This is a genomic window from Pseudomonas sp. SCT (assembly GCF_003864275.1).
In the GTDB taxonomy this organism is placed as follows: Bacteria; Pseudomonadota; Gammaproteobacteria; order Pseudomonadales; family Pseudomonadaceae; genus Stutzerimonas; species Stutzerimonas stutzeri_AE.
Map to the genome: position 1 here is coordinate 315301 of NZ_BDJA01000002.1, position 26428 is coordinate 341728.

Genomic DNA, 26428 nt, shown 5'->3' on the forward strand with positions numbered 1-26428 from the left:
CATAAGTGCTGCGGCTGAGGGGCGGTTGGATTCGCTCCGGTCGCGAGCGCTGCGGTCTGACCGCTAGCGCTCAACCAAACGCAGCAGGATGGGCTTCAGCCCATCCGCAGCACACTGGCAAGCTGCCAATTCAACCAGCCACCAGCACTCGAATCGCCTCCAGGCGCAGTGCAGCCTTGTCCAGTGCCGCCAGGCCTTCTTCGCGCTGCTGACGCAGTGCCTCGATTTCGCTGTCGCGCACGCTCGGGTTGACCGCCTGCAGCGCCACCAGACGCGCCAATTCCTCGTCCAGTCCGGCCTTGAGCTTGCGCTTGGCTTCGGCAACACGTTCGGTGTGGCGTGGGGCGATCTTGGCTTCGGCAGCGGCGATCTGCATGGCCAGCACGTCGCGTTGGGCCTGGACGAACTTGTTGGCGCTGGCGCGCGGCACGCTTTCCAGCTGATCGTTGAGCGTATCGAAGGCCACCTTCGAGGCCAGGTCGTTGCCATTGCCGTCGAGCAGACAGCGCAGCGCCAGCGGCGGCAGGAAGCGACTCAGCTGCAGCGCGCGCGGCGCCACCACTTCGCTGACGAACAGCAGTTCGAGCAGCACGGTACCCGGCTTGAGCGCCTTGTTCTTGATCAGCGCGACCGCGGTGTTGCCCATGGAGCCCGACAGCACCAGGTCCATGCCGCCCTGCACCATGGGATGTTCCCAGGTGAGGAACTGCATGTCTTCGCGGGCCAGGGCCTGTTCGCGGTCGTAGGTGATGGTCACGGCCTCGTCGTCGCCCAGCGGGAAGCTGGCATCCAGCATCTTTTCGCTGGGGCGCAGTACCAGGGCGTTTTCCGAGTGGTCTTCGCTGTCGATGCCGAACGCGTCGAACAACTGCTCCATATAGATCGGCAGGGCGAACTGGTCGTCCTGCTCCTCGATGGCTTCGACCAGTGCCTTGCCCTGTTCGCCGCCGCCGGAATTGAGCTCCAGCAGGCGGTCGCGGCCGCTGTGCAGTTCGGCTTCCAGGCGTTCGCGCTCGGCGCGGGCCTCGTCGATCAGCAGCTGATAGGCGTCATCGTCGCCTTCTTCCAGCTGCGCCAGCAGCTGCGGACCGAAGCGGTGCTGCAGTGCGTTACCGGTCGGGCAGGTATTGAGGAAGGCATTCAGCGCCTGGTGATACCAGGTGAACAGGCGCTCCTGCGGACTGGTTTCCAGATAGGGCACGTGCAGCTGGATGGTGTGCTGCTGGCCGATGCGGTCGAGACGGCCGATGCGCTGCTCGAGCAGGTCCGGATGCGCCGGCAGATCGAACAGTACCAGATGGTGACTGAACTGGAAGTTGCGGCCCTCACTGCCGATCTCCGAGCAGATCAGTACCTGCGCGCCGAAGTCCTCGTCGGCGAAGTAGGCCGCGGCGCGGTCGCGCTCAAGGATGCTCATGCCTTCGTGGAACACTGTGGCCGGGATGCCGGAGCGCACGCGCAGTGCGTCTTCCAAGTCGAGGGCGGTCTCGGCATGGGCGCAGATGACCAGTACCTTGAACTTCTTCAGCATTTTCAGCGTGTCGATCAGCCACTCGACACGCGGATCGAACTGCCACCAGCGGTTGCTCGCTTCGCCATCATCCTGCTGGCTCTGGAAGGCCACTTCCGGATACAGCTCGGCGTGCTCGCCCAGCGGCAGTTCGAGGTATTCGGCCGGGCAGGGCAGCGGATACGGATGCAGCTGGCGCTCCGGAAAACCCTGCACGGCGGCGCGGGTGTTGCGGAACAGCAGGCGGCCAGTGCCGTGACGGTCGAGCAGTTCGCGGATCAGGCGGCTGCTGGCCTCGATGTCGCCATCGGTGGCGGCGGCGAGCAGGGCTTCGCCTTCGGCGCCGAGGAAGTCATGGATGGTCTGGTGCGCCTGCTGCGAAAGGCGGCCCTCGTCGAGCAGTTCCTGCACGGCTTCGGCCACCGGCTGATAGCTGGAGCTTTCGGCGCGGAAGGCTTCGAGATCATGGAAGCGATTCGGGTCGAGCAGGCGCAGACGGGCGAAGTGGCTGTCCAGACCGAGCTGCTCCGGGGTCGCGGTGAGCAGCAGCACGCCGGGAATCACTTCGGCCAGCTGTTCGACCAGCTTGTATTCGGCGCTGGCACCTTCCGGGTGCCAGACCAGATGGTGCGCTTCGTCCACCACCAGCACGTCCCAGCCGGCGGCAAAGGCAGCATCCTGGGCGCGTTCGTCTTCCTTAAGCCATTCCAGCGATACCAGTGCCAGCTGGGTGTCTTCGAACGGGTTGCTGGCATCGCTCTCGATGAAACGCTCGGCATCGAACAGGGCGACTTCCAGGTTGAAGCGGCGGCGCATTTCCACCAGCCACTGGTGCTGGAGGTTTTCCGGAACCAGGATCAACACCCGGCTGGCGCGGCCGGAGAGCAGCTGACGATGGATGATCAGGCCGGCTTCGATGGTCTTGCCCAGGCCCACTTCGTCGGCCAGCAGTACGCGCGGAGCGATGCGGTCGGCGACTTCCTTGGCGATATGCAGCTGGTGCGCGATGGGTTGCGCACGCACGCCGCCGAGGCCCCACAGCGAAGACTGCAACTGGGCGCTCTGGTGTTGCAGGGTGTGGTAGCGCAGGCTGAACCAGGCCAGCGGGTCGATCTGCCCGGCGAACAGGCGGTCGCTGGCCAGGCGGAACTGGATGAAGTTCGACAGTTGGGTTTCCGGCAGGGTGCGAGCTTCGTTCTGCGCCGTCAGGCCGTGGTAGACCAGCAGGCCGTCGACGTCGTCGACCTCGCGCACGGTCATCTTCCAGCCTTCGAAATGGGTGATCTCGTCACCGGGAACGAAGCGCACCCGCGTCAGTGGGGCGCTGCGTGTCGCGTACTGGCGCGTTTCGCCGGTCGCCGGGTAGAGCACGGTGAGCATCCGTCCATCCTGGGTCAGGATGGTTCCGAGGCCGAGTTCTGCCTCGCTGTCGCTGATCCAGCGTTGCCCCGGTAGATACTGCTGCGCCATGCTGCCTCCCGCTGTGAAAAAGCCGGCTATGGTAACGGAACGTCGCCATCAGAGCGACGGCCGATGGCGACTGCGTGACGCATGAAGTGTAGCGGTCCTGTTAAAGTTGGCTGGTGCCACGCCGATTCATCGGTATAGAGGGGTAACGAGCATGCTGCCACCCATCCCATCAGGCGTATTTCCGGTCAACGCCCAGCAGGACGTGGTCAAGCCGCGCCCGGAGATCGCACCGGTTACGCCCGTGCAGCCGAGCTCCAGCGAAAGCGCAGTCAGCCTCGACCGCCGGCACCCTCAAGAGAGTGAGCAGATGTTGCGCGACGAGCAGCGGCGGCGTCAGCGCCGGGGTTACACCCCGGAGGAGCTGGCGACCGGCGAGACCGATGAGCAGGACCAGGCCGAGCTTGAGGAGCTGCCGCGACAGGGGCTCTGGGTTGATGTCGAGGTCTGAGGTGTTCACGACCGACCCGAGCCACGCTTCATCGATCGAGTTGCCGGATGCCGCACTGGACTACCAACCGGGGTGGGCCGACAGCGAAACCGCCGATGCCTGGCTGGAGGAACTCATCAGCGCCACGCCCTGGTCGCAACCCGAAATTCGCATCTATGGCCGCCAGGTTGCAGTACCACGCATGGTCGCCTGGTACGGCGACGCGGACGCCGGGTATCGCTATTCCGGCCAGCGCCATGATCCGCTGGCCTGGACGCCGCTGTTGCAGGAAATCCGTGAGCGTCTGCAGAAGGACACCGGCCAGCGCTTCAACGGCGTGTTGCTGAACCTGTATCGCGATGGACGCGACGCCATGGGTTGGCACAGTGACGATGAGCCCGAGCTGGGCGATTGCCCCACCGTCGCTTCGCTGAGCCTGGGCGCCGAGCGGCGCTTCGACCTGCGACGCAAGGGCAGCGGGCGGATCCAGCATTCACTTGTACTGGGCCATGGCTCGCTGCTGGTCATGGGGGGCGTAACGCAGCATCATTGGCAGCACCAGATCGCGCGGACCAGCAAAGTGCTGGAACCGCGTCTCAACCTGACTTTCCGCCTGATCCAGCCGAGACCGACGCGATGAGTACCGACGAGAAACTGATCGACTTCAGCGCCGAGCGCGCCAAGCGTGTGCATGACCTCAATGACAAACGCCTCGAAGAGATGCGCAAGGTCTTCGAGCAGGTGCTGCCGCTGGGCAAGGCAAAGAAGAAAGGCAAACGCACTTCGAAGAAGCGTTAGTTGCGGTCCCTCTTCATATCGCACATATCGATTCGCTATTAGCTGCCTGTACTTCCCCGCGCATTTGCGCTTTCCCTGCTGTTTTTCGACTCCTATACCCCTGTTTTCTTGACTTGGATCAGTCGTTGCGCGCGCCTGTGCCCGCCATTTTGCGGCCATTGATCCGGGTCAATTTTTCTCTGCGGCAGCGGGTTTAACTTGAACCCATCGAACAGCGAATCAAGTGTCGGAGGTAGGTCTCATGTTTGTCGATAATGTGGTGCTCGCAGGGGTGGTCACGGTCGGCCTGATGGTCGCCTTCCTCGCAGGTTTCGGATATTTCATCTGGCGGGACGCTCACAAGAAGAGCTGATCCCGACAGATTCAAAGAGCACGCAAGGCATTTAGGCGACCCATGGTCGCCTTTTTTTTTGCGCGCGATTTATCGACGGGTCTGGGGTTGGACGAACACGCTCGTCGTGAACGCCGGCACCTGGAACTCCCCATCGACGACCTTGGCCTGGCGACTGATCGGATCGATCGAACTCTTCAACGCCGGATGCAGCTGGTAGCCGTCGGCGCCCGGCAGCCGAGCCCGTTGGGCCGATGCATTGATCACCACCTTCAATGAGCTGTACCGGCGGTCCAGATCGCGACCGTCGTGCGGTGCATCCGCCAGGCTGAAGGCGATCACCCCAGGCTGCTGTTCGGGCCCGGTGTTGTGAAACTGCAGGCGTCGCTGCACTTCGTGGGCGCTGTCGAGCTGGAACAGCTGGCTGTCGCTACGGATTTTCAGCAGCTCAAGAAAACGCCGCTTCGCCGTGACGATCTCGGTAGGGCCGGGTTTGGCCTGTGGGTCGACGATGATTCTGCGAATCAGCGGCCAGTTGTCGCCGTCCTTGTCCGCACGCGGCAAGCCTTTGTTCCAGTTGTTGTCCTGGTAGCTGAAATCCACCGCATTGAACCAGTCTCCCGAGTCGTAGCTGTCACGCTGCATGGACTTGGAGCGCAGAATGTCGGAGCCGAGATGGATGAAGGGCACGCCTTGGCTGAACAGCGGCACCGACAGCGCCACCAGGTGCAGCCGGACCCGGTCGGCCACCGACAGGCTGCTGGCGAACTTGTACTGGTTGTTGTCCCATAGCGTCTGGTTGTCGTGCTTTGAGACGTAATTGACGGTTTCCTGCGGGTCCAGCGTATAGCCGGCGGGCTGGCCGTTGTAGTCGATCTCGCTGCCCTTGCGCATGCTGCCGTCGGCGGTGACGAACTGGAAATCGCGCAGGCCACCGGCGATGCCAACGCGGATCAGATCGGCGGCGTGCAGCAGTTGCGCCTTCTCCTGCGCCCCGGCGGCGCTCAGCTCGTTGGGCCGCAGATAGAGGCCGTTGGCGAAGCCCTGGTTGCGACGAATGCTGTCGCCGCTGTCGAAGGGGCTGCCGCCACGGACCGCATCACGTTGCCGGTCGTTGAAAGTGCCGACACCGGTACCGGCCATGTTCGCCTGGTTGGCATTGATGCCGCGTGCGTTGCCGGCGACCTCGCCGAATTCCCAGCCTTCGCCGTAGAAATAGGTGTCGCGGTCGATACGGCGAACGGCGCGATACGCATCGATGATCTGCTCGCGCATATGGTGACCCATCAGATCGAAGCGAAAGCCGGCGATCTTGTAGTCGCGTGCCCAGACCTTCAGCGAGTCGGTCATCAGCTTGGCCATCATGCGGTGCTCGCTGGCGGTGTTCTCGCAGCAGGTCGAGGTTTCCACCGCGCCGGTGGTGGGGTTGCGGCGGTGGTAGTAACCGGGCACGACCTTGTCCAGGACGGATTTTTCGGCCAGGCCGGAGGCGTTGGTGTGGTTGTAGACCACGTCCATCACCGTGGCCAGGTCGTTGCCGGCCAAGGCCTGCACCATCTGGCGGAACTCGATGATCCGCTGCACGCCTTCGGCGTCGCTGGCGTAGCTGCCCTCGGGCGCAGTGAAGTGGAAGGGGTCGTAGCCCCAGTTGAAGTCGTCCAGCCCGCGCAAGTCGTTGTACAGCGATTGCGCCTGACCGCTGGCCGGGTCGAAGCCCGCTAGCACCTGACGGATGCTCGCTGCGCCACAGTACTGCGCCCAGCGCTCCCGGGCGGCATCCGACAGGTCGCAGAGCTTGGCGAAAGGGTCGTCCAGATTGATCCGCCGGGCAGGGTCTTCGTCGATGGTGGCGATGTCGAACACCGGCAGCAGCTGCACATGGGTGAGCCCGGCTTTCTGCAGATCGCGCAGGTGCCGCATGCTGTCGCTGTGCTGATGGGTAAACGCTGCGTAGGTGCCGCGCAGCGCCGCTGGCAGGCTGGTGTCGCTGGCGCTGAAGTCGCGCAGATGGGTTTCGTAGATCACGTTCGCCTCGGGACGCTGCGGGCGTGGCGGACGCACGGCATCCCAGCCGGCGGGCTTGAGATCATCGGCGTTCAGATCGACCACCTGGGCGTACTGGCTGTTGCGTGACAGGCTCAGGGCGTAGGGATCGCTGACCAGTGTTGTCTCGATCGTGCCGGTGCTTGGCCGGTAAGCGGTGACTTCGTACTGGTAATACTGCCGATCCAGTGAGCGCGGGCCTTCCAGGCTCCAGACGCCGAGCCGCTCCTGCATAAGTTTGGGATAACCGGGTAGCAGCCGTTTGGCGGCATCGAACACGTGCAGGCGAACCCGCTGCGCGGTCGGCGCCCAGAGCTTGAAGGAGACGCCTTTGGCAGCGAGCGTCGCACCCAGCTCGCCGTTGTATGCAAACAGCATGTCGAGGATGCCGGCAGTCTGCACCTCGGTGGCATCGATGACCCGGTCATCGGCGTCATAGGCGACCACCACCAGTTGGCTCATCACGGCGCGGCGAATGTCTCTTGCACCTGCGGTGATCCGATAAGCAGGGGCGTTCGCCAAATGCGGGTGTTGGCGCTTGAGGCCATTGCGCAGGGCAGACGGCTGCAACACCAGGCTTTGCCCGCCGCTGACGGTACGTGCCTCGCCGTCGATGCGGATGCTGGCGTCGCTGGCATAGCGCAGTTCCAGCCGGCTGGCGCCCGGCGCGCCGTTCACCAGTGCGAGTGTGAACGGATCGAGCCAATGCGCCCGCGCGCCCTTGATCGCCACTGCGCTGCCGCTCAGCGGCGTGCTGGACAGCTGTGGGTTGCCGCTGACCGTGAAGACGCGACGGCCCAGCTCGTCGAAGCGCCAGGTCAGGTCGCCACCGCCGAGATCCTTCTCGTCGCCCTTGTGCATGATCAGGTTCAGGCAGCTGGCGTCGACGCTCAGTGGGATGCGGTAGAACGCGCCGTACTCCGGATCGGTCCCGGCTGCTGTGAGCGGTTGCGCCCAGCTGGTTTCAGTCGCACTGCCATTGCAGTCGGGGGTATTCCACAGGTGTGGGCCCCAGCCGTTGTAGTCGCCGTCGGCGCGCTGGTAGTAGAGCAGGGCTTCGTCGGAGCCATGGTCGAGCGGGGCAGCCGAAGCGGGTTGCATGGCCAGCGACAAGCCGCCGAGGACGAGCGCCGCCAGGCGCCGGTAAGCGATCGAGCGAATGAGCATGGAAAGGTCCCATTGTTGTTCTTGTTGTACTGCTCGCTCGATGGTCAGCCCGAGGTATCCGACACGCATCCTCCGCTAGGGCTCTGCCCGGGGCGTAGGCCCAGGCCGTAATGGCGTTCTGCTTGTCCCCCGGTCGGGCATTGCTGGAAATGCTGAGGGCGCCAACCAGGCGCCCTCAGATTGCCCCCGTCACGCGACGGGGTAGTGAACCTGGTAATGCTCAGCCGATGGTGATCGGCGGCAGTTCCTTCAGCTCGACGGTTTCCTGCTTGCGCGGCGCGAGCACTTCGGCTTCGCCGTCGACCACCTGTTCCTCGTTCTGGTTGAACACGCGGGTGGCGATGCGCACGCGGTTCTTCGGCAGCTTTTCGAGGATTTCCAGGCGCACGGTCAGGGTGTCGCCGATCTTCACCGGGCGGGTGAATTTCATGGTCTGGCCGAGATAGATGGTGCCAGGGCCAGGCATGGTGCAGGCGACGGCAGCGCTGATCAGCGCGCCGCTGAACATGCCATGGGCGATGCGCTCCTTGAACAGCGTACCGGCGGCGAAATCCGCGTCCAGGTGGACCGGGTTGCGGTCGCCGGACATGGCAGCGAACAGCTGGATGTCCCTTTCCTCAACGTGTTTTTCGAAGCTCGCTTGCTGGCCAACTTCCAGTTCGGCGTAGGGCGTATTGCTGATAGTGCTCATGGAGTGTCCTCAGGCTGGTCGGCGCGCCAGATGCTGCGCCCGATGGATCGAAGCGTGTCGCGCGATCCGCTACAGCCGGTGTCCGCGCGCTGGGGCAGCATTCTAGAGGCATGTGCCCCGGTTGTCCCGGGCCCGGACGCGTTCGGCAGCGTGACGGAAGATTCACATCAGTGATTTGTGCGGCTTGAGCTGTTGCGTCGCGACGTCGACCTGCTAAGTTCGCCAGAGCCCACCATGCGTGGGCCAGACACTCTCAGGTAAAGAGGCCAATAACAATGCAGCCTGAATTCTGGAATGACAAACGCCCTGCCGGCGTGCCCAACGACATCGATATGGGGGTTTATCGCTCGGTCGTCGAAGTGTTCGAGCGCGCCTGCAAGACCCATGCGGACCGCCCTGCATTCAGCAATATGGGTGTCACCCTCAGCTACTCCGATCTGGAGCGCCACTCCGCCGCTTTTACCGCCTGGTTGCAGCACCATACCGATCTGCAGCCTGGCGACCGCATCGCCATTCAGATGCCCAACCTTTTGCAGTATCCCATCGCGGTATTCGGTGCTCTGCGCGCCGGTCTTATCGTGGTCAATACCAACCCGCTTTACACCTCGCGGGAGATGCGCCACCAGTTCCAGGATTCCGGTGCGCGGGCGCTGGTGTACCTCAATACCTTCGGCCATAACGTGCAGGAGGTGCTGCCCGATACGGCCATCGAACACCTGATCGAAGTGCGCATCGGCGACATGCTGCCGCCGCTCAAGGGCGTGCTGGTCAACGCGGCGGTCAAGCACCTGAAGAAGATGGTGCCGGATTACAGCCTGCCGCAAGCCATTTCCTTCAAGGACGTGCTGCGTGACGGGGCCCGCCACAACCACAAACCGGCGCCGCTGGAGCTCGATCACGTCGCCGTGCTGCAGTACACCGGCGGCACGACCGGCGTGGCCAAGGGCGCCATGCTGACCCATGGCAACCTAGTGGCGAACATGCAGCAGGTGCGAGCCAACATGCAGCAGCTGGACGAGCACGGCCACCCGATTATCCGTGAAGGCCAGGAAGTGATGATCGCGCCGCTGCCGCTCTACCATATCTATGCGTTCACGGTGAACTGCATGTGCATGGTGGTCACCGGCAACCACAACGTACTGATCACCAATCCGCGGGATATCAACGGCTTCGTCAAGGAGCTGCAGCGCTGGCAGTTCTCCGCCTTCCTCGGACTCAACACGCTGTTCGTCGCCCTGATGGCCCACCCGCAGTTCAAGAAAATCGACTTCTCCCGTCTCAAAGGCACCAATTCGGGTGGTACCGCTTTGGTGTCGGCAGTCGCCGAGCGCTGGAAGAGCATGACCGGTTGCACGGTTGTCGAGGGCTACGGCCTGACCGAGACGTCGCCGGTGGTCTGCGCGAACCCGCACGGCGAGCACTCGCGCCTCGGCACCGTCGGGCTGCCGGTGCCCGGCACCACGGTCAAGGTCATCGATGACGAAGGCAACGCCTTGCCGCTCGGCGAGCGCGGCGAGCTGTGCGTCAAGGGCCCGCAGGTGATGAAGGGCTACTGGCAGCGCCCCGACGCCACGGCCGAAGTGCTGGACGAGGAGGGCTGGCTGAAGACTGGCGACATCGCGGTGATTGACGAGGACGGTTTCGTCAGCATCGTCGATCGCAAGAAGGATCTGATCATCGTTTCTGGCTTCAACGTCTACCCCAACGAGATCGAGGACGTGGTGATGGCCCATCCGAAGGTAGCGGCATGCGCTGCCATTGGCGTGGCGGACGAGAAGTCCGGCGAGGCGGTCAAACTGTTCGTCGTACCGAGCGATCCGACGCTTGATCAGGACGAGCTTCATGCCTACTGCCGGGAGAATTTCACCGGCTACAAGATGCCGCGGCACTACGTATTCCGCGATGCACTGCCGATGACGCCAGTAGGCAAGATATTGCGGCGTGAACTGCGCGATATCGCCTGACGACTCTGCCTGAAGGTGGTTTCAGGGAAACCCACGAAAGTGACCGGGATATTTGTTTCGGTCACTTTATGTCGAATAGACCCGTCTCGGGCTCTATTCGCTCCAATGCAAAGCTGCTAACCTCGGGAACGCTTTTTGCCCGATACGCGGTACAAAAGTTAACAAATCACAACAAAACAGCTGCCATCGCGCAGTGATAAAGCTGTTGCTTAGGAGTGGGGTTCATGACCGATAACTTCTGGAAGGATAAATATCCTGTTGGGGTCTCCAGCGAGATCAACCCTGACGAATACCAGAACATCCAGGCTGTGCTTAAACAGTCATGCGAGCGCTTCGCGGACAAGCCGGCGTTCAGCAATCTCGGCAAGACCCTGACCTACGGTGAGCTGTACAAGCTCTCTGGTGACTTCGCCGCCTACCTGCAGCAGAACACCGATCTTCAGCCCGGCGACCGCATCGCCGTGCAGCTGCCCAACCTGATTCAGTACCCCATCGTCGTGTTCGGCGCCATGCGTGCCGGCCTCATCGTGGTCAACACCAACCCGCTGTACACCGCGCGGGAGATGGAACACCAGTTCAACGACGCTGGCGCCAAGGCGCTGGTATGCCTGGCCAACATGGCGCATCTGGCCGAGGAAGTGTTGCCCAAGACCGGCATCAAGCACGTGGTCATCACCGAAGTCGCCGACATGCTGCCGCCGCTCAAGCGCATGCTGGTCAACGCGGTGGTCAAGCATGTGAAGAAGATGGTGCCGGCCTACAGCCTGCCGAAAGCCGTCAAGCTCAACGATGCGCTGGCGCTGGGCCGTGGCAAGCCTGTGCGCGAGGCGTCGCCGAAGAGCGATGACGTGGCCGTGCTGCAATACACCGGCGGCACCACCGGCGTGGCCAAGGGCGCCATGCTGACCCACCGCAACATCGTCGCCAACATGCTGCAGTGCAAGGCGCTGATGGGCTCGAACCTCAATGACGGCAGCGAAGTACTGATCGCGCCATTGCCGCTCTATCACATCTACGCCTTCACCTTTCACTGCATGGCGATGATGCTCAGCGGCAACCACAACATCCTGATCTCAAACCCGCGCGATCTGCCGGCGATGATCAAGGATCTCGGCAAGTACCGCTTCAGCGGCTTCGTCGGTCTCAATACCCTGTTCGTTGCACTGTGCAACAGCGAAGACTTCCGCAAGCTTGATTTCTCCGCGCTCAAGGTCACCCTGTCTGGTGGCATGGCGCTGCAGCTGGCCACGGCCGAACGCTGGAAGCAGGTCACTGGTTGCCCGATCTGCGAAGGTTACGGCCTGACCGAAACCAGCCCAGTGGCCTCGGTCAATCCCATCGAGCACATTCAGCTCGGCTCCATCGGCATCCCGGTTCCCTCTACACAGTTCAAGGTCATCAACGATGACGGCCAGGACCTGGCGCAGGGCGAGATCGGCGAGCTGTGCATCAAGGGTCCCCAGGTGATGAAGGGCTACTGGCAGCGGCCGGAGGCCACCGACGAAGTAATCGATGCGCAGGGCTGGTTCAAGACGGGCGACATCGGCGTCATCCAGGAAGATGGCTACATCCGCATCGTTGACCGCAAGAAGGACATGATTCTGGTGTCCGGCTTCAACGTGTATCCCAACGAGCTGGAGGACGTGCTCGCCAGCCTACCGGGCGTGCTGCAGTGCGCTGCCATCGGCGTGCCGGACGAGAAGTCGGGCGAGGCGATCAAGCTGTTCGTGGTGGTCAAGCCGGGCGAGAGCCTGACCAAGGAGCAGGTCATGCAGCACATGCATGACAACCTGACCGGTTACAAGCGGCCGAAAGCCGTGGAATTCCGCGACAGCCTGCCGACCACCAATGTCGGCAAGATCCTGCGTCGCGAGCTGCGCGACGAGGAACTGCGCAAGCTGGGGCATAAGAAGTAAGCACCGCAGCGCAAAAAATAACCCCGCCTCGCGGGGTTTTTTATTTATGCGAACGGCGTTCATCGGCAGCGTCGGCAATTCCCTTAATTGGCATTTGGTCGCGTTCTCCTGGTTCTGTAGTCGGTGGCACAATGGCACTACTTAACCGTGTTTTTTTTGGGGATTTACCAGATGTTGTCGTCCTTACGCCTGCGGGCGAAGCTGCTTTTGCTTGCGCTTGGCCCGATTCTGCTGCTTGCGGTAGTGCTCAGTGGAGTTTCGGTAGTACAGCTAAAGGATCTGGCTGACCAGCAGGAGGCACAGACCCGGGCGAGCCTGATCCGTGATCGCCGTGCCGAACTCAAGCACTACGTCGAACTGGCAAAGAACGCCATCGGGCCGATCTATGAACGCTCCGCCGAAGGTGACATGCAGGCACGAAGCCAGGCGGTGGCCATCTTCGAGCGCCTGAGCTATGGCAGTGAAGGCTATTTCTGGGGCTATGACGGCCAGTCGCGGCGGGTGTTTCAGGGTGCCACGCGTGAGCGCATTGGCGAGAGCTTTGCTGATTACCGCGACCCCAATGGCGTCTTTGCCATTCGCGAGCTGGTCAAGGCGGGACAGGATTCGAGCCACTATGTCGACTACAGCTTTGCCGTTCCCGGCAGCAATGCGCTGGTGCCCAAGGTCGGCTACGCGGAATACCTGCCGAAGTGGAACCTGGTATTCGGCACTTCGCTGAATCTGGATGACGTCGAGCGCGACGTTGTCGAAGCTCGCGCTGTCTTCCAGGCGCGCATCGACGGCCTCACGCTGATCATGCTTGGCTCGGCATTGCTGCTGCTGATTCTGATGGCTGGCCTCGCGGTCCTGATGAGCAACGCAATCCTGCGCGCCCTGCTGCAGATCAAGCAGAACCTTGACGACATGGCCCAGGGTGACGGTGACCTGACTCATCGGCTGCCGATCACCAGCCGCGATGAGCTAGGCGAACTGTCGACTTCCTTCAACCGCTTCGTCGAGAAGATTCACGCTCTCGTGCGTCAGGTCGCCGGCACGACGACTCAGCTCAGCGGTCTGGTCGGCGCGGTAGCCAGTCAGGCGCAGCGCTCCGAGCAGGCGATGGCCGATCAGCGCAGCGAGACCGATCAGGTCGCCACGGCCATCAACGAGATGTCCGCCGCGGCCCATGAAGTGGCAATGAGCGCCCAGCGTGCCGCCGAGGCGGCGCGGGAGACCGATCAGCAGGGCGTTGCCGCCAAGCAGGTGGTTGATCAGAGCATCCGTCAGATCCATGAACTGGTTGGCGAGCTGCGTGGCAGTGGCGAGTCGCTGGAAGGCTTGCAGCAGGACGTGAAGGGCATCGTCGGCGTGCTCGACGTGATCCGCGCGATTGCCGAGCAGACCAATCTGCTCGCACTCAACGCGGCCATCGAGGCGGCGCGTGCCGGTGAGGCCGGCCGTGGTTTCGCCGTGGTTGCCGATGAGGTCCGTGCCCTGGCCAGTCGCACGCAGCAGAGCACCGGGGAGATCCAGGGCATGATCGATCGGCTGCAGAATGCGACTTCACACACCGTCGGCACCATGCTGCGCGCCGGAGAGAAGGGCGAAAGCACGCGGAATCACGCCAACCAGGCTGGGGAATCGCTGGATGCCATCTCTGCATTGATTGGCACGATCAACTCGATGAACGCGCAAATCGCCGCCGCCGCCGAGGAACAGACCGCAGTGGCTGAGGAGATCAACCGCAGCGTGCATCACATCGCCGATGCGGTGGATGGGGTGGCCAGCGATGCCGCGCAGGGTGCGCAGACGGCCCGGGAGCTGAATGGCCTGGCCGAGCAGCTGCAGCGTCTGGTTGGCCAGTTCCGAATCTGATAACCGCTCTAGCCAGCGGCTTAGCGAAACCCTGCTTGGCAGGGTTTTGCTGCTTTCGAGGTAAAGAAAAGATCACCGAGGTCGACAACGAAAGAGTACTGCGGTCATGGCGTTTAAGTGGCGCCTGTTTTCTGTCGCATTTATTCCGCTCAACGTACCTACGGGATCGAACCATATGCTTTCCAATCTTCGTCTACGAATGAAGTTGCTGCTGCTCGCGCTGGGCCCGATTCTGCTGCTTGCGATCCTGCTCAGCGGGATTGCGGTGTATGAGTTGCAGAGCCTTGCCGAACAGCAGGAAGCGCACACCCGTGACAGCCTCATCCAGGACCGCCGCGCCGAACTCAAGCATTACGTCGAACTGGCGCGCAATGCCATCGGCCCGATCTACGAGCGCTCCGCCGAGGGCGACATGCAGGCCCGTGATCAGGCCGTGGCCATTCTCGAACGACTTTCTTACGGCAAGGACGGCTATTTCTGGGGCTACGACACCCAGGCCGTACGCATTCTGCAAGGCAATACCAAGGACAAGATCGGCCAAAGCTTCTATGACTACCGCGATCCCAACGGCGTCTACGCCATCCGTGAGCTGGTGCGGGCGGGGCAGGACGGTAGCCGCTATGTCGATTACAGCTTCGTGCTGGGCAACAGCAGCGAGCTGGTGCCGAAGGTGGGTTATGCGGAGTTCCTGCCGAAGTGGAAGATGGTCTTCGGTACCTCGTTGAACCTCGACGGTGTGGAGCGCGACGTGCAGGCCGCGCGGGCAGAATTTCAGAAGCGCATCGATGGCCTGGTGACCATCATGCTCGTGTCGGCATTCGCGCTGCTGGTGCTGATGGCACTGTTGGCCATTTTCATGAGCAACGCACTTTTGAGCCCGCTGCTGCTGATCAAGCGCAACCTGGACGATATGGCTCAGGGCGACGGCGACCTGACCCAGCGCCTGCCGATCACCAGCCAGGACGAGCTGGGTGAGCTGGCGATGTCGTTCAATCGTTTCGTCGAGAAGATCCATTCGCTGGTACAGCAGGTCGCCGGCACCACCACCCAGCTCAGCGGTCTGGTCGGCGCGGTAGCCAGTCAGGCACAGCGTTCCGAGCAGGCGATGGCTGATCAGCGCAGCGAGACCGATCAGGTCGCCACGGCCATCAACGAGATGTCCGCCGCGGCCCATGAAGTGGCAATGAGCGCCCAGCGTGCCGCCGAGGCGGCGCGGGAGACCGATCAGCAGGGCGTTGCCGCCAAGCAGGTGGTTGATCAGAGCATCCGTCAGATCCATGAACTGGTTGGCGAGCTGCGTGGCAGTGGCGAGTCGCTGGAAGGCTTGCAGCAGGACGTGAAGGGCATCGTCGGCGTGCTCGACGTGATCCGCGCGATTGCCGAGCAGACCAATCTGCTCGCACTCAACGCGGCCATCGAGGCGGCGCGTGCCGGTGAGGCCGGCCGTGGTTTCGCCGTGGTTGCCGATGAGGTCCGTGCCCTGGCCAGTCGCACGCAGCAGAGCACCGGGGAGATCCAGGGCATGATCGACCGCTTGCAGAGCGCGACCTCGAACACTGTCTCCACCATGTTGCGCGCCGGCGAGAAAGGCGAGAGCACCCGTGATCAGGCCAACCAGGCGGGTGAGTCGCTGGATGCGATCTCTGCATTGATCGGCACGATCAACTCGATGAACGCGCAGATCGCTGCCGCCGCCGAGGAGCAGACCGCGGTGGCCGAGGAGATCAACCGCAGCGTGCATCACATCGCCGATGCGGTGGATGGGGTGGCCAGCGATGCCGCGCAGGGTGCGCAGACATCGCGCGAGCTCAATGGGCTAGCCGAGCGCTTGCAGAAGCTGGTGGGTCAGTTCCGCATCTGATGCAGCTGGGCGGCAGGTGCAATGCCTGCCGCCAAGGCGCGGAATTCCTTTCCGAACGCCGGTGATCTCCAGCGAAGTTCCCTCATCCCGATAAACGGTGCTACCGGCGGGCGGCTGTCTCAGAACCGAGACGGCGGCCGCTCGGTCTAGCTCCCTATGGCCGCGTCCGCTTAAAGCCGTAGGGGACGATGGCGCAAGCCACAGGCGGCCTGCCCATCAATCCGTTGCAAGGATGAGTTACCCATGCACAAGAAAAACAATGCTGTTCGGGTAGTTGCTTCTCTCGCATTACTTACCGGCAGTGTCGCTTTTGCGGCGCCGCAGGTAGACACCGCGCAATTCAATGACTTCTGGACGCCTGACAAGCCGAACGCCGCGCTTTGTCGTTCGCCGCTGCTGGTTGGCACGCCGGTCGGTCTGCCGCGTTGCATGCAGGCGAGCAACGTCATGAAGCATCTGGAGGCGCTGCAGGATATCGCCACGATGAATGACGGTAATCGCGCATCCGGTCAGCCTGGCTATCAAGCCTCGATCGACTATGTGCGCAGCCGTCTGCAGCGGGCTGGCTATCGGGTCGAGATACAGGCCTTTCCCTTCCTCGCCTTTTACCCGGTCAGCCCCGGCACGCTGAGTGCGGTGGCGCCGCAACCGGTGCAGTACGTATGGGAAGAGGATTTCTCCTATGCCGACCAGACCGACCCCGGCAACGTCACCGCACCGGTGGTGCCGGTTGACCTGGCGCTCGGTGCCGGCAACACCTCCACCAGCGGCTGCGAGCCCGAGGACTTTGCCGGCTTCCCAGCGGGGGCCATCGCACTGATGCAGCGCGGCACCTGCCCGTTCGGGCAGAAGGCGACCAATGCCGCTGCGGCCGGTGCGGCGGGGGCAATCATCTTCAACCAGGGCGACACCGAGGACCGCAAGGGGCTACTGGTAGCGACCCTGGGCGAGGACTACAGCGGCGGCATTCCGGTGATGTTCTCCACCTACGACAACGGTGTGGCTTGGTCGCAGACCGCAGGTCTGCAGCTGAGCATGAATGTCGATGTGGTACGCGAGCAGACCGAAACCTACAACCTGCTGGCCGAAACACGTCGCGGTGACCCGAGCAATGTGATCATGGTCGGCGCGCATCTGGACTCGGTGTTCGAGGGCGCCGGCATCAACGACAACGGTTCGGGCAGCGCCGCGCTGCTGGAAATGGCACTGCTGATGAGCAAGGCGCGGCCGGAAAACAAGGTGCGTTTCGCCTGGTGGGGTGCCGAGGAGTCCGGGCTGGTCGGCTCGACCTACTACGTCACGCAATTGCCGGATGAGCAGAAGCGGCGCATCAAGGCCTACCTGAACGTCGACATGATCGGTTCGCCGAACTACGCCAACTTCATCTACGACGGCGACGGCTCCGACTTCGGCCTGCAGGGACCACCCGGCTCGGCCGCCATCGAGCGTCTGCTGCGCACCTACTTCCAGCTGCGCAATGCGCCGTCGGAAGGCACCGAGATCGATTTCCGCTCCGACTACGCACAGTTCTTCGAAGACGGCATTGCCTTCGGCGGACTGTTCACCGGTGCCGAGGACATCAAGACCGAGGAGCAGGCGCAGCGTTATGGCGGCATCGCCGGGGAGTCGTTCGACCAGTGCTATCACACACCGTGCGACAACCTGGGCAACATCTCCACCGAAGCCCTGGAGCTGCATGGCGATGCGCTGGCCTTCGCCACCAGCTGGCTCTCGCTTTCGACCAAGATGATCGATGACGAGATCGCCGCCGCGGCCGAGCAGAGCATCGGCACCATGCGCATTCAGCAAGTGCAGGAGAAGTCGCGCTGGGGTCACTGGATCCGTTGATCGCCTGAATACCGCGCCGGCTAGCCGGCGCGGTCCCTCCAAACATCCCTTTCCCTTCGGCCTGCCGGGCAAATCTGCGACAATCGCGCCCTCCTTGAAATTGCCGCACGGCTGTCCATGACCGACGCAACGCCCGCTATCGATACCCTGCTGAAGAATCTCGACCAGGCCCTGTTCGCTGATCGCCATCGTCTGCGCCGACAGCTGCATGAGCTGAGAAAGAAGCCGGACGAAGGCAAGCTGGCCCAATGGCTGGAACGTTTTCAGGCCTCCGTAGCTAAGGTCGAAGCTCGCCGCCGGAGTGTGCCGAGCATTCGCTACGATGACAGCCTGCCGATCGCGGCCAAGCGCGACGAGATCAAGGCCGCGCTGGAAAAGCATCAGGTGCTGGTGATCGCGGGTGAAACCGGCTCGGGCAAGACCACTCAGCTGCCGAAGATCTGCCTGGAAATCGGCCGTGGCGTGCATGGCCTGATCGGCCATACCCAACCGCGCCGTCTGGCCGCACGCAGCGTTGCCACCCGCGTGGCCGAGGAAATCGGCACACCACTGGGCGAGCTGGTGGGTTATCAGGTGCGCTTCGAGGATCAGAGCAAGGACAGCTCGCTGATCAAGCTGATGACCGATGGCATCCTGCTGGCCGAGACGCAGCACGACCGCTTCCTCGAGCGTTACGACACCATCATCGTCGACGAGGCCCACGAACGGTCGCTGAACATCGATTTCCTGCTCGGCTTCCTCAAGACCCTGCTGCCGCGCCGGCCGGATCTGAAGGTCATCATCACCTCGGCGACCATCGACCTGCAGCGCTTTTCCGAGCATTTCGATGGTGCGCCGATCGTCGAGGTGTCCGGGCGTACCTATCCGGTGGAAACCTGGTATCGGCCACTGGCGGCCGAGATCGACGAGGACGGCAATCGGGTCGAGGACGACCTTACCGTCGACCAGGGCATCCTCGCCGCGCTGGACGAAATTACGACCCACGAGCAGAGCGTCGGCAAGCGCCCCGGCGACGTGCTGGTGTTCCTGCCCGGCGAACGCGAGATTCGCGACGCGGCCGAGGTGCTGCGCAAGGCCAATCTGAAGTTCACCGAGGTGCTGCCGCTGTATGCGCGGCTGACGCCGGCCGAGCAGCAGAAGATTTTCCAGTCGCGACCGGGGCGCAAGATCGTGCTGGCCACCAACGTCGCCGAGACGTCGCTGACCGTGCCCGGCATTCGCTACGTGATCGATTCCGGTACTGCGCGCATCAGCCGCTACAGCTACCGCGCCAAGGTTCAGCGCTTGCCGATCGAGGCGGTGTCACAGGCCAGCGCCAACCAGCGCAAGGGTCGCTGCGGACGGGTCGAACCGGGTATCTGCATCCGCCTGTACAGCGAGGAGGATTTCCTCGGCCGGCCGGAATTCACCGATCCGGAGATTCTGCGCACGAACCTTGCCGCGGTTATCCTGCAGATGCTGCATCTGCGTCTGGGTGATATTCAGGATTTCCCCTTTATCGAGCCGCCGGATGGCAAGGCCATCAGCGACGGCTTCAACCTGTTGCAGGAGCTCTCGGCGGTCAACCGCGAGAACCAGCTGACTCCGCTGGGCCGCCAGCTGGCGCGCCTGCCGATCGACCCGCGGCTTGGTCGCATGCTCCTCGAAGCCGCCCAGCAGGGCAGCCTGGCCGAGGTGCTGATCGTTGCCAGCGCACTCTCGGTGCAGGATGTGCGCGAGCGTCCGGCCGATCGCCAGCAGGCCGCCGACCAGGCCCATGCGCAGTGGAAGGACCCGGATTCGGACTTCGCCGCGCTGATCAATCTCTGGCGCGGGTTCGAGGAAAAACGCCAGGAGTTGGGCTCCAACCCATTGCGCAGCTGGTGCCGGAAGAACTTCCTGAACTACCTGCGCCTGCGCGAGTGGCGTGATGCGCATCGGCAACTGACGCTCATTGCCCGTGAACTCAAACTCGGTGTGGGCAGGTCGGTGGATGGCTCCGGTCAACTACCGCACGCCGATAAGGCACGCAGGCTGGAAGACGGCGAAACCTCTTCCTCGCGTCCGACCGGCGCCAACCCGCAACCCGCACCGACCACCGACACCAAGGTCAACGTCATCCTCCGCCAGCAGGCCGAAGCCAGCGAGGCGGCGCAGAAGGCCAAGAGCTACGCGGCGGTGCACAAGGCGATCCTCGCTGGCCTGCTCAGCCAGGTCGGCAACAAGACCGAGGAGGGCGACTTCCTCGGTGCGCGCCAGCGGCGCTTCTGGGTGCATCCCTCCAGCGTGATCGGGCGCAAGAAGCCCAACTGGCTGATGGCTGCGGAACTGGTGGAAACCACCAAGCTGTTCGCGCGCATGGTCGCCAAGATCGAGCCGGACTGGATCGAGCCGCTGGCCGGCCATCTGATCAAGAAGAACCACTTCGAGCCGCACTGGGAGAAGAAGCGCGGGCAGGTGGTGGCTTACGAGCAGGTGACGCTCTACGGCATGATCGTCGTCGGCCGCCGGCCGGTGCACTACGGGCCGATCGATCCGCCGGCGGCCCGCGAGCTGTTCATCCGCGAAGGGCTGGTGCGCGGCGAGATGCACAGCCGTGCGCGCGCCCTCAGTGCCAATCGCGAACTGCTCGAACGTCTCGACGAACTGGAAGCCAAGGCGCGGCGCCGCGACATCCTCGCCGATGAGGAAACGCTGTTCGACTACTACGATGCGCGCCTGCCGGCGGACATCTACCAGACCGCCAGCTTCGAGAACTGGTACAAGCGCGAAAGCGCGAAGGACTCGCAGCTGCTGATCATGCGCGAGGAAGACGTGCTGGCGCGCGAGGCCAGCGAAGTCACCGCAGCGCAGTATCCGGATTACCTGCGCATCGGCGAGCTGCAGTTGTCGCTGGAATATCATTTCGAGCCCAACCACCCGCGCGATGGCGTCACCCTGCGGGTGCCGGCGCCGTTGCTGCCACAGTTGCGCAGCGAGCGGCTCGACTGGCTGGTGCCGGGGCTGCTGCAAACCAAGGCGGTGGCGCTGGTGCGTAACCTGCCCAAGGCACTGCGCAAGAACTTCGTGCCGGTGCCGGATTTCGTTGGCGCGGCGCTGGCCAAGATCAGCTTCGGTGAAGGCTCGTTGCCCGAGGCGCTGGGTCGCGAGCTGCTGCGCATGACCGGTGCGCGCGTATCGGACGATGCGTGGGCCGAGGCGGCCGCCGGGCTGGAAAACCATCTGAAGATGAACATCGAAGTGGTCGATGCCCGCGGCAAGTTCCTTGGTGAAGGTCGTGACCTGGCCGAGCTGACAGCACGCTTCGCCGAGGCGAGCCAGGCCGCCCTGGCGCCGCCGCAGCAGAAGGCCGAACAGAAGCCGGTTGAAGCCAAGGGTTTTGCCCAGGTCGCAGAAAAGGCCCAGGCGAAGATGGCCGGGCTGTCGATGACCGTCTACCCGGCGCTGGTAGAAGAGGCAGGGGTGGTCAAGGAAGGGCGCTTTCCAACCCAGGCCGAAGCTGATTATCAGCATCGCCGCGCACTGCAGCGCTTGTTGTTGCAGCAACTGGCGGAACCGGCCAAGTACCTGCGCAACAAACTGCCGGGCCTTACCGAACTGGGCCTGCTCTACCGCGACATGGGCAAGGTCGATGCGCTGGTCGAAGACATCCTGCTGGCCAGCCTGGACAGCTGCATCCTCGATGGTGAAGCCCAGCTGCCGCGCGACGGCGCCGCGCTGGCCTCGCTTGCCGAGCGCAAACGCGGTGACTGGGCGGCGCACGCCGAGCGCCTGGCGCGCCTGACGCTGGAAATCCTCAAGCACTGGCACGGCCTGCAGAAGCGCTTCAAGGGCAAGATCGACCTGGCCCAGGCGGTGGCGCTGAACGACATCAAGGCGCAGCTGGGTAATCTGGTCTATCCCGGCTTCGTCCGCGAGACGCCCGCCGATTGGCTTAAGGAATATCCGCGTTACCTGAAAGCCATCGAGCAGCGTTTCGAGAAGATCGGTGCGCAGCTGCAGCGTGATCGGGTCTGGTCCGGTGAGCTGGCTGGGTATTGGGAGCAGTATCAGGCGCGCCTGAAGAAACACCTGCAGGAAGGCAAGCGCGATGCCGAGCTGGCGCTGTATCGCTGGATGCTCGAGGAATATCGCGTCTCGCTCTGGGCGCAGCAGTTGGGCACGAAGATGGCCGTCTCCGACAAGCGTCTGAACAAGCAGTGGAGCCAGGTCGAGCCCTGATAGCGGCGCCTGGCGCACGGATCGTCAATTTGCAGGAAGCCCATGGATATTCGGAACAGGCTGGCGGGCGTGGCTGGCTCGCTCGCAGCCTCGACACTCTTCGCCACGCTGTACTACTACACCTCGCTGCTCAAGCCGTTGACCGGCCAGCAGATCTACGGCTGGCGCATCCTGCTCACCGCGCCATGCCTGGCATTACTGCTGCTCGCCATCGGGCGTTGGGGCGAAGTCCGGCAGATTCTGGTGCGCCTACCAGTAGAGCCGCGACTGTGGCTCGCTTTGCCGCTGTCCTCAGCGCTGGTCGGGCTGCAGCTCTGGCTGTTCATGTGGGCGCCGATCAACGGCCACGGCCTGGACGTCTCGCTCGGCTACTTCCTGCTGCCGCTGACCCTGGTACTTACCGGACGGCTGGTCTTCGGTGAGGCGATCAGCCGGTTGCAACGGCTAGCGTGCCTGCTGGCAGCGGTGGGCGTCGGCAATCAACTGCTGCTGGCTTCGTCGCTGTCATGGCCGGTGCTGGCCGTAGCCCTAGGCTATCCCTGCTATTTCGTCCTGCGCCGCTGGATTGGCACCGCCAGCCTCGGCGGCCTGTGGGTCGATCTGGTCATCAGTCTGCCGGTCGCTGCGCTGTTCGCCTTTTCCGACCGGGGCACCCTGCAGCAGCTCGCTGCGAGCCCGGCGCTGCTGCTTCTGATCATTGGTCTGGGGGCGCTAAGTGCGCTGGCTCTGGCGCTGATGATCGTCGCCAGCAAGCACTTGGATCTCGCACTGTTCGGCTTGCTCAGCTATGTCGAACCGGTGCTGCTGGTCGTCGTGGCGCTGCTGCTTGGCGAAAGCATCGCGGCGGATCAATGGCTGACCTATGCCGCTATCTGGGCTGCGATCGCTGTGCTGGTCTTCGAAGGGTTGCGGGCGCTGCGTAGAGGGCGAGGGTAGCGTTCGGACGCCCTTGATCCACACGTTGAAGTGGGGGCGTCGGTTGGTCTGGTGGAAAACGGCAAAGCATTTTCCACCGACTCAGGAGCAGCGAGCTGCTAGATCATCCGCTGCGCAATTAACCCAGCGGTGACGGCGAGCCCCAACGCACCGAGTAGCAAGGCCAGGCGCCAGCCCGATTTGCGCGGAGTCTCCAGTGCCGACGCCGAGGTTGCCGGGGTCGTGGCGACGTGCAGAGGGTTCGGTGTGGCAGGGCGAGGGCGGGCAGGCTTGGGCTGAGCAGCTACGGCGGCGGGCAGATCAGCGGCGCGGATGAACACGGTGGCGTCTTCGTCGACGATTTCCGGCGCACTCACCCTGGGGCCGATCACCAACAGCGTGGTATTGCCCAGCTGTACCTGATCGCCCGGTTGCAAGACAGCGGTCGTGACTTTCTCGCGATTGACCATCAAGCCGTTGGCCGATGCCAGGTCCTTCACTTCCAGCACATCGCCCTTCAGATAGAACTCCGCGTGCCGTCGGGATAGCTCCGCATCGGCGAAGCAGAGCTCGCATTTGACCGAGCGGCCAAAGGTCATCGAGCCGGTGATGTGGTACTTGTGGCCCTGGTTTTCGCCCTTGACCACCTGCAGCAGCCAGCGTGGGGCTGCCGCCACTTTGGTGCCGACTTTGGCTGGGTCGACGATCTCCAGTTCCAGCGCTCCGAGTCGCACACGGTCCCCGGAGCGGATCTGATAGCGCTCGCCGATCTTTTCGTCATTGACGTAGGTGCCGCCTGGCGTGCCGAGGTCGGTCAGGTAGTAGAAGCGGTTTTCCAGTATCAGCTCGGCGTGAAAGGGCGCCACGCCGGCATCGCTTATCACCAGCCTGTTGCTGCGGTCCGAGCCGAGGGTGAAGCGTTCGTCGGCAAGCCAGACGGGGCTCTGACGATTGTCTGCGAAGTGGATCCTGAGCATGTCTGCGTTACCTTGAGCGGGAGCGATCGCCGGCATCGGCCAGGCGATCAGGCGTGATCATCAATTGAATATCCGATTCCACAGGCGCTTGACCGGATTGGCCGGTGCTTGCGAGGTCTGCGTGCTAGCCGGTTGGGTGCGCGAGGCGCTGGCAGCGGTGCGCGGCACAGGCCGCGGCGCTCTTGCCTTGGCGACGCGCTGGGCATGGGCATCGTGCAGTGCCAGCAGCGGTGCGTACCCCGGTGAGGCTTCCAGTCCCTGCTCGAGGTATTCCAGTGCCAACGCGTACTCGCGTCTGCCATATGCCGCTTCGACGAGTTCGACATAGCGTTCGCTGACTCGGGCCAACCCATCGAGCGCCACCTGGTGCTCCGGCAGCCAGCCAAGCACTTGCTGGTAGTAGTGCACGGCGCTGTCCTCGGCCGGTTCCAGGAGTTGGTCATCGGCCAGTCGCTGCGCCGCCAGTTCCAGGGCCTGGGCGATGCGGGCATCGAGGACGCGGCGCAGGCCATCGAGGGCATCTGCATTGTCCGCGTCCAGGCGCAGGGCCTGGCGGAAGTAGTAGTCCGCATTGTCGTACGCCGGTGCGGTCAGTTGCCCTTCGCCCAGACGCGACTCGGCACGGGTGAGAAACTCGCTGATCTGGCTGTACTGAAACCATTGATAGCCACCCACGCCCAACGCGGCTATTGCCAAAGCAAGCAGCGCACCCACAGTCGCCCAGCGGCCAATGCGCCGACGCTGTCGCCGGCGTCGGGGCTGTGGTGGGGGTTCCATGAGCAGTGCCGGTGCGATGCGCGTCTGGTCCATGTCCGGCTCGGTGAGGGTGTCGATTGCGGCCAACAGCTCACGGCAATTGCCGAAGCGCTCGGCCGGCTGCTTGGCCAGCATGCGGTCGAGCAGCGGCTGATAGGGTGCCAGCGCGGGCGGCAGCAAGGGGATGGGCATCTGCAGGTGGTTGAGCACCGTCTGCGGATAGCTGCTGGCGCGGAAGGGATTGGTGCCGCTGAGCATCTCGGCAAGGATCACCCCGAGGCTGTAGATGTCGCTGCGCGCGTCCAGTGGCTGGCACTGCGCCTGTTCCGGACTGCTATACGCCGGGCTGCCGACGGCAATGCCGAAATGCGTGAGCTCGTTGTCCAGTTCGACCGACTTGGCCACGCCGAAATCGGTGAGCACGACGCTGCCATCGTCGCGAAAGAGGATGTTGGCCGGCTTTACGTCGCGATGAACCAACCCGCCGTCGTGCACCACCGCCAGGCCACCGGCCAGTTGGCGGATGATGTCCAGCGCCCGGGACGGTGAGAAAACGATGCCGCGGTGCTGCGCCAGATCGCCACCACCGATGTACTCCATGGCCAGGTAGTGCCGGCCATCGGCGATCTGGCCGATGTCGTGAATGGTGATGATGGCCGGATGGCGCAGCGAGGCGACGATATGGCCTTCCTGGATAAAGCGTTCGGTGAACGCTGCGTCCTCGGTGCGCAGCAGTACCTTGACGGCTACCTCGCGATCCAGCGATAGCTGGGTGGCCAGGTAGACTTCGGCCATCCCGCCTTTCCCGAGTCGCTTGTGCAGGCGATAGCCCGGTATTTCCAGCATCCGATGCGTCATAGAAACTCGCGCGTACTTACGACTTGAGGGGTTTGAGCAGCATGTTGATGAAGCGGCGCCCGCGGGACTCGGCTGCAGGCGGCGGGCTGGTTCGGCCGATCACGATGCAGCTGATGTTGTCGCGACCGCCATGAGCGTTCGCCTGGTCGATCAGCTGTTCGACCAGATTTTCCAGCGTGTCGGCAAAGGTGCAGGTGGCGTGGATCTGCGCGTCGGTCAGCTCGTTGGTCAGGCCATCGCTGCACAGCAGAAGCAGTTCGTCGGGCTTCAAGGTGCCGCTGCCGGTACCGAGCTCCAGCGGTGCTTCGCGTCCCAGGCAACGCAGGATGATGTTGCGCCAGGCGTGGCCCTCGGCTTCGGCGGGTTTCAGCTCGCCCGCATCGATCATCATCTGCACCCAGCTGTGGTCCCGGGTCAGCTGTTCGATGCCGTTGGCGCTGACCAGATAGGCCCGGCTGTCACCGACCCAGGTTAGCTCGAAGTCCGCGCCATTGAACTGCGCAGCCACCAGGGTGGTACCCATGCCATCGTCTACGGCTTCTTCCACTACCGCCTGGTTGGCCTGCTGGACCGCAACCTGCAGCGGCTCGCCATCTTCAATCGCTTTGTGCAATGCAGACAGTGCCAGGCTGCTTGCGATCTCTCCGCACTGGTGCCCGCCCATGCCGTCGGCGATTGCCCAAAGCCCGAGCTGCGGCGCGCAGAGCAGCGCATCTTCATTATGGTTGCGCCTGCGTCCGGGCGAGCTTTGCCCTGCGTAGTCCAGCAATGAGTCAGAAAGGGTCGGTTGCATGCGTGGGCCCTGCGGCACGGCGTCGAGCGGGCATGATGCGTTGGGC

Annotated in this window: 15 protein-coding genes and 4 pseudogenes; 13 read left to right on the forward strand and 6 right to left on the reverse strand. The window is 63.4% G+C overall.

What is annotated here, in order from left to right:
- Positions 1–130: 130 nt before the first annotated feature.
- Positions 131–2980: an RNA polymerase-associated protein RapA gene (gene rapA / locus BHD08_RS06020; protein ID WP_015276197.1), complete on the reverse strand. Its 2850-nt coding sequence runs from the start codon at positions 2978–2980 to the stop codon at positions 131–133.
- Between the two features lie 151 nt (positions 2981–3131).
- On the opposite strand from rapA, the gene BHD08_RS06025 reads away from it, so the two are divergent.
- From BHD08_RS06025 to ccoM, 4 genes are all read left to right on the forward strand, one after another.
- Positions 3132–3428 carry a hypothetical protein gene (locus BHD08_RS06025; RefSeq protein ID WP_015276198.1) on the forward strand — a complete coding sequence of 99 codons (297 nt, stop codon included), beginning with the start codon at positions 3132–3134 and terminating at the stop codon, positions 3426–3428.
- A complete protein-coding gene (locus BHD08_RS06030; protein WP_051035497.1) occupies positions 3415–4047 on the forward strand; it encodes an alpha-ketoglutarate-dependent dioxygenase AlkB in 633 nt (210 codons plus the stop codon). Before BHD08_RS06025 ends, BHD08_RS06030 begins: the two co-directional genes overlap by 14 nt.
- A complete protein-coding gene (locus tag BHD08_RS23045; RefSeq protein ID WP_015276200.1) occupies positions 4044–4205 on the forward strand; it encodes a hypothetical protein in 162 nt (53 codons plus the stop codon). Before BHD08_RS06030 ends, BHD08_RS23045 begins: the two co-directional genes overlap by 4 nt.
- A 241-nt stretch (positions 4206–4446) precedes the next feature.
- Entirely contained in the window at positions 4447–4557 is a 111-nt protein-coding gene (gene ccoM, locus BHD08_RS23325) for a cytochrome c oxidase subunit CcoM (RefSeq protein ID WP_003281374.1), read from the forward strand.
- Between the two features lie 69 nt (positions 4558–4626).
- Here the strand turns inward: ccoM and pulA are convergent, their stop codons facing one another.
- Together pulA and BHD08_RS06040 are read right to left on the reverse strand one after the other, a co-directional pair.
- Positions 4627–7746 (reverse strand): pullulanase-type alpha-1,6-glucosidase, encoded by a 3120-nt coding sequence (pulA, locus tag BHD08_RS06035; protein ID WP_015276201.1) that lies wholly within the window; start codon positions 7744–7746, stop codon positions 4627–4629.
- A 220-nt stretch (positions 7747–7966) separates the two neighbouring features.
- Complete coding sequence (locus BHD08_RS06040; protein WP_015276202.1) at positions 7967–8437, reverse strand: MaoC family dehydratase; 471 nt, start codon at positions 8435–8437, stop codon at positions 7967–7969.
- Positions 8438–8712: 275 nt separating this feature from the next.
- Here BHD08_RS06040 and fadD2 point away from each other — a divergent pair, with 275 nt between their 5' ends.
- From fadD2 to rarD, 9 genes and pseudogenes are all read left to right on the forward strand, one after another.
- Positions 8713–10401, forward strand: coding sequence for a long-chain-fatty-acid--CoA ligase FadD2 (gene fadD2, locus BHD08_RS06045; protein ID WP_015276203.1), 1689 nt, complete (start codon positions 8713–8715; stop codon positions 10399–10401).
- A 224-nt stretch (positions 10402–10625) separates the two neighbouring features.
- On the forward strand, positions 10626–12317 hold the full coding sequence (fadD1, locus tag BHD08_RS06050; RefSeq protein ID WP_125021147.1) for a long-chain-fatty-acid--CoA ligase FadD1: 1692 nt from the start codon (positions 10626–10628) through the stop codon (positions 12315–12317).
- A gap of 171 nt (positions 12318–12488) precedes the next feature.
- Positions 12489–13316 (forward strand): annotated as a pseudogene (locus BHD08_RS23415) (cache domain-containing protein); the annotation flags it as partial.
- A gap of 264 nt (positions 13317–13580) precedes the next feature.
- A pseudogene (locus tag BHD08_RS23420) lies at positions 13581–14174 on the forward strand (methyl-accepting chemotaxis protein); the annotation flags it as partial.
- A gap of 199 nt (positions 14175–14373) precedes the next feature.
- A pseudogene (locus BHD08_RS23425) lies at positions 14374–15129 on the forward strand (cache domain-containing protein); the annotation flags it as partial.
- 312 nt (positions 15130–15441) lie between these two features.
- Positions 15442–16035: pseudogene (locus BHD08_RS23430) on the forward strand (methyl-accepting chemotaxis protein); the annotation flags it as partial.
- 243 nt (positions 16036–16278) lie between these two features.
- Positions 16279–17883 carry a M28 family metallopeptidase gene (locus BHD08_RS06065; RefSeq protein WP_125021149.1) on the forward strand — a complete coding sequence of 535 codons (1605 nt, stop codon included), beginning with the start codon at positions 16279–16281 and terminating at the stop codon, positions 17881–17883.
- A 117-nt stretch (positions 17884–18000) separates the two neighbouring features.
- Positions 18001–22083: an ATP-dependent RNA helicase HrpA gene (hrpA, locus tag BHD08_RS06070; protein WP_125021150.1), complete on the forward strand. Its 4083-nt coding sequence runs from the start codon at positions 18001–18003 to the stop codon at positions 22081–22083.
- A 42-nt stretch (positions 22084–22125) separates the two neighbouring features.
- Positions 22126–23019, forward strand: a complete 894-nt coding sequence (gene rarD / locus BHD08_RS06075) for an EamA family transporter RarD (RefSeq protein ID WP_125021151.1) — start codon at positions 22126–22128, stop codon at positions 23017–23019.
- Between the two features lie 98 nt (positions 23020–23117).
- Here rarD and BHD08_RS06080 read toward each other — a convergent pair whose 3' ends face one another.
- Genes BHD08_RS06080 through BHD08_RS06090 form a run of 3 tightly spaced genes read right to left on the reverse strand, consistent with a single transcriptional unit; the run spans position 23118 to position 26382 of the window.
- Positions 23118–23975, reverse strand: coding sequence for an FHA domain-containing protein (locus tag BHD08_RS06080; protein ID WP_125021152.1), 858 nt, complete (start codon positions 23973–23975; stop codon positions 23118–23120).
- A 60-nt stretch (positions 23976–24035) separates the two neighbouring features.
- A complete protein-coding gene (locus BHD08_RS06085; protein WP_125021153.1) occupies positions 24036–25589 on the reverse strand; it encodes a serine/threonine-protein kinase in 1554 nt (517 codons plus the stop codon).
- 16 nt (positions 25590–25605) lie between these two features.
- Positions 25606–26382, reverse strand: coding sequence for a PP2C family serine/threonine-protein phosphatase (locus tag BHD08_RS06090; RefSeq protein WP_125021154.1), 777 nt, complete (start codon positions 26380–26382; stop codon positions 25606–25608).
- Positions 26383–26428 lie beyond the last annotated feature (46 nt).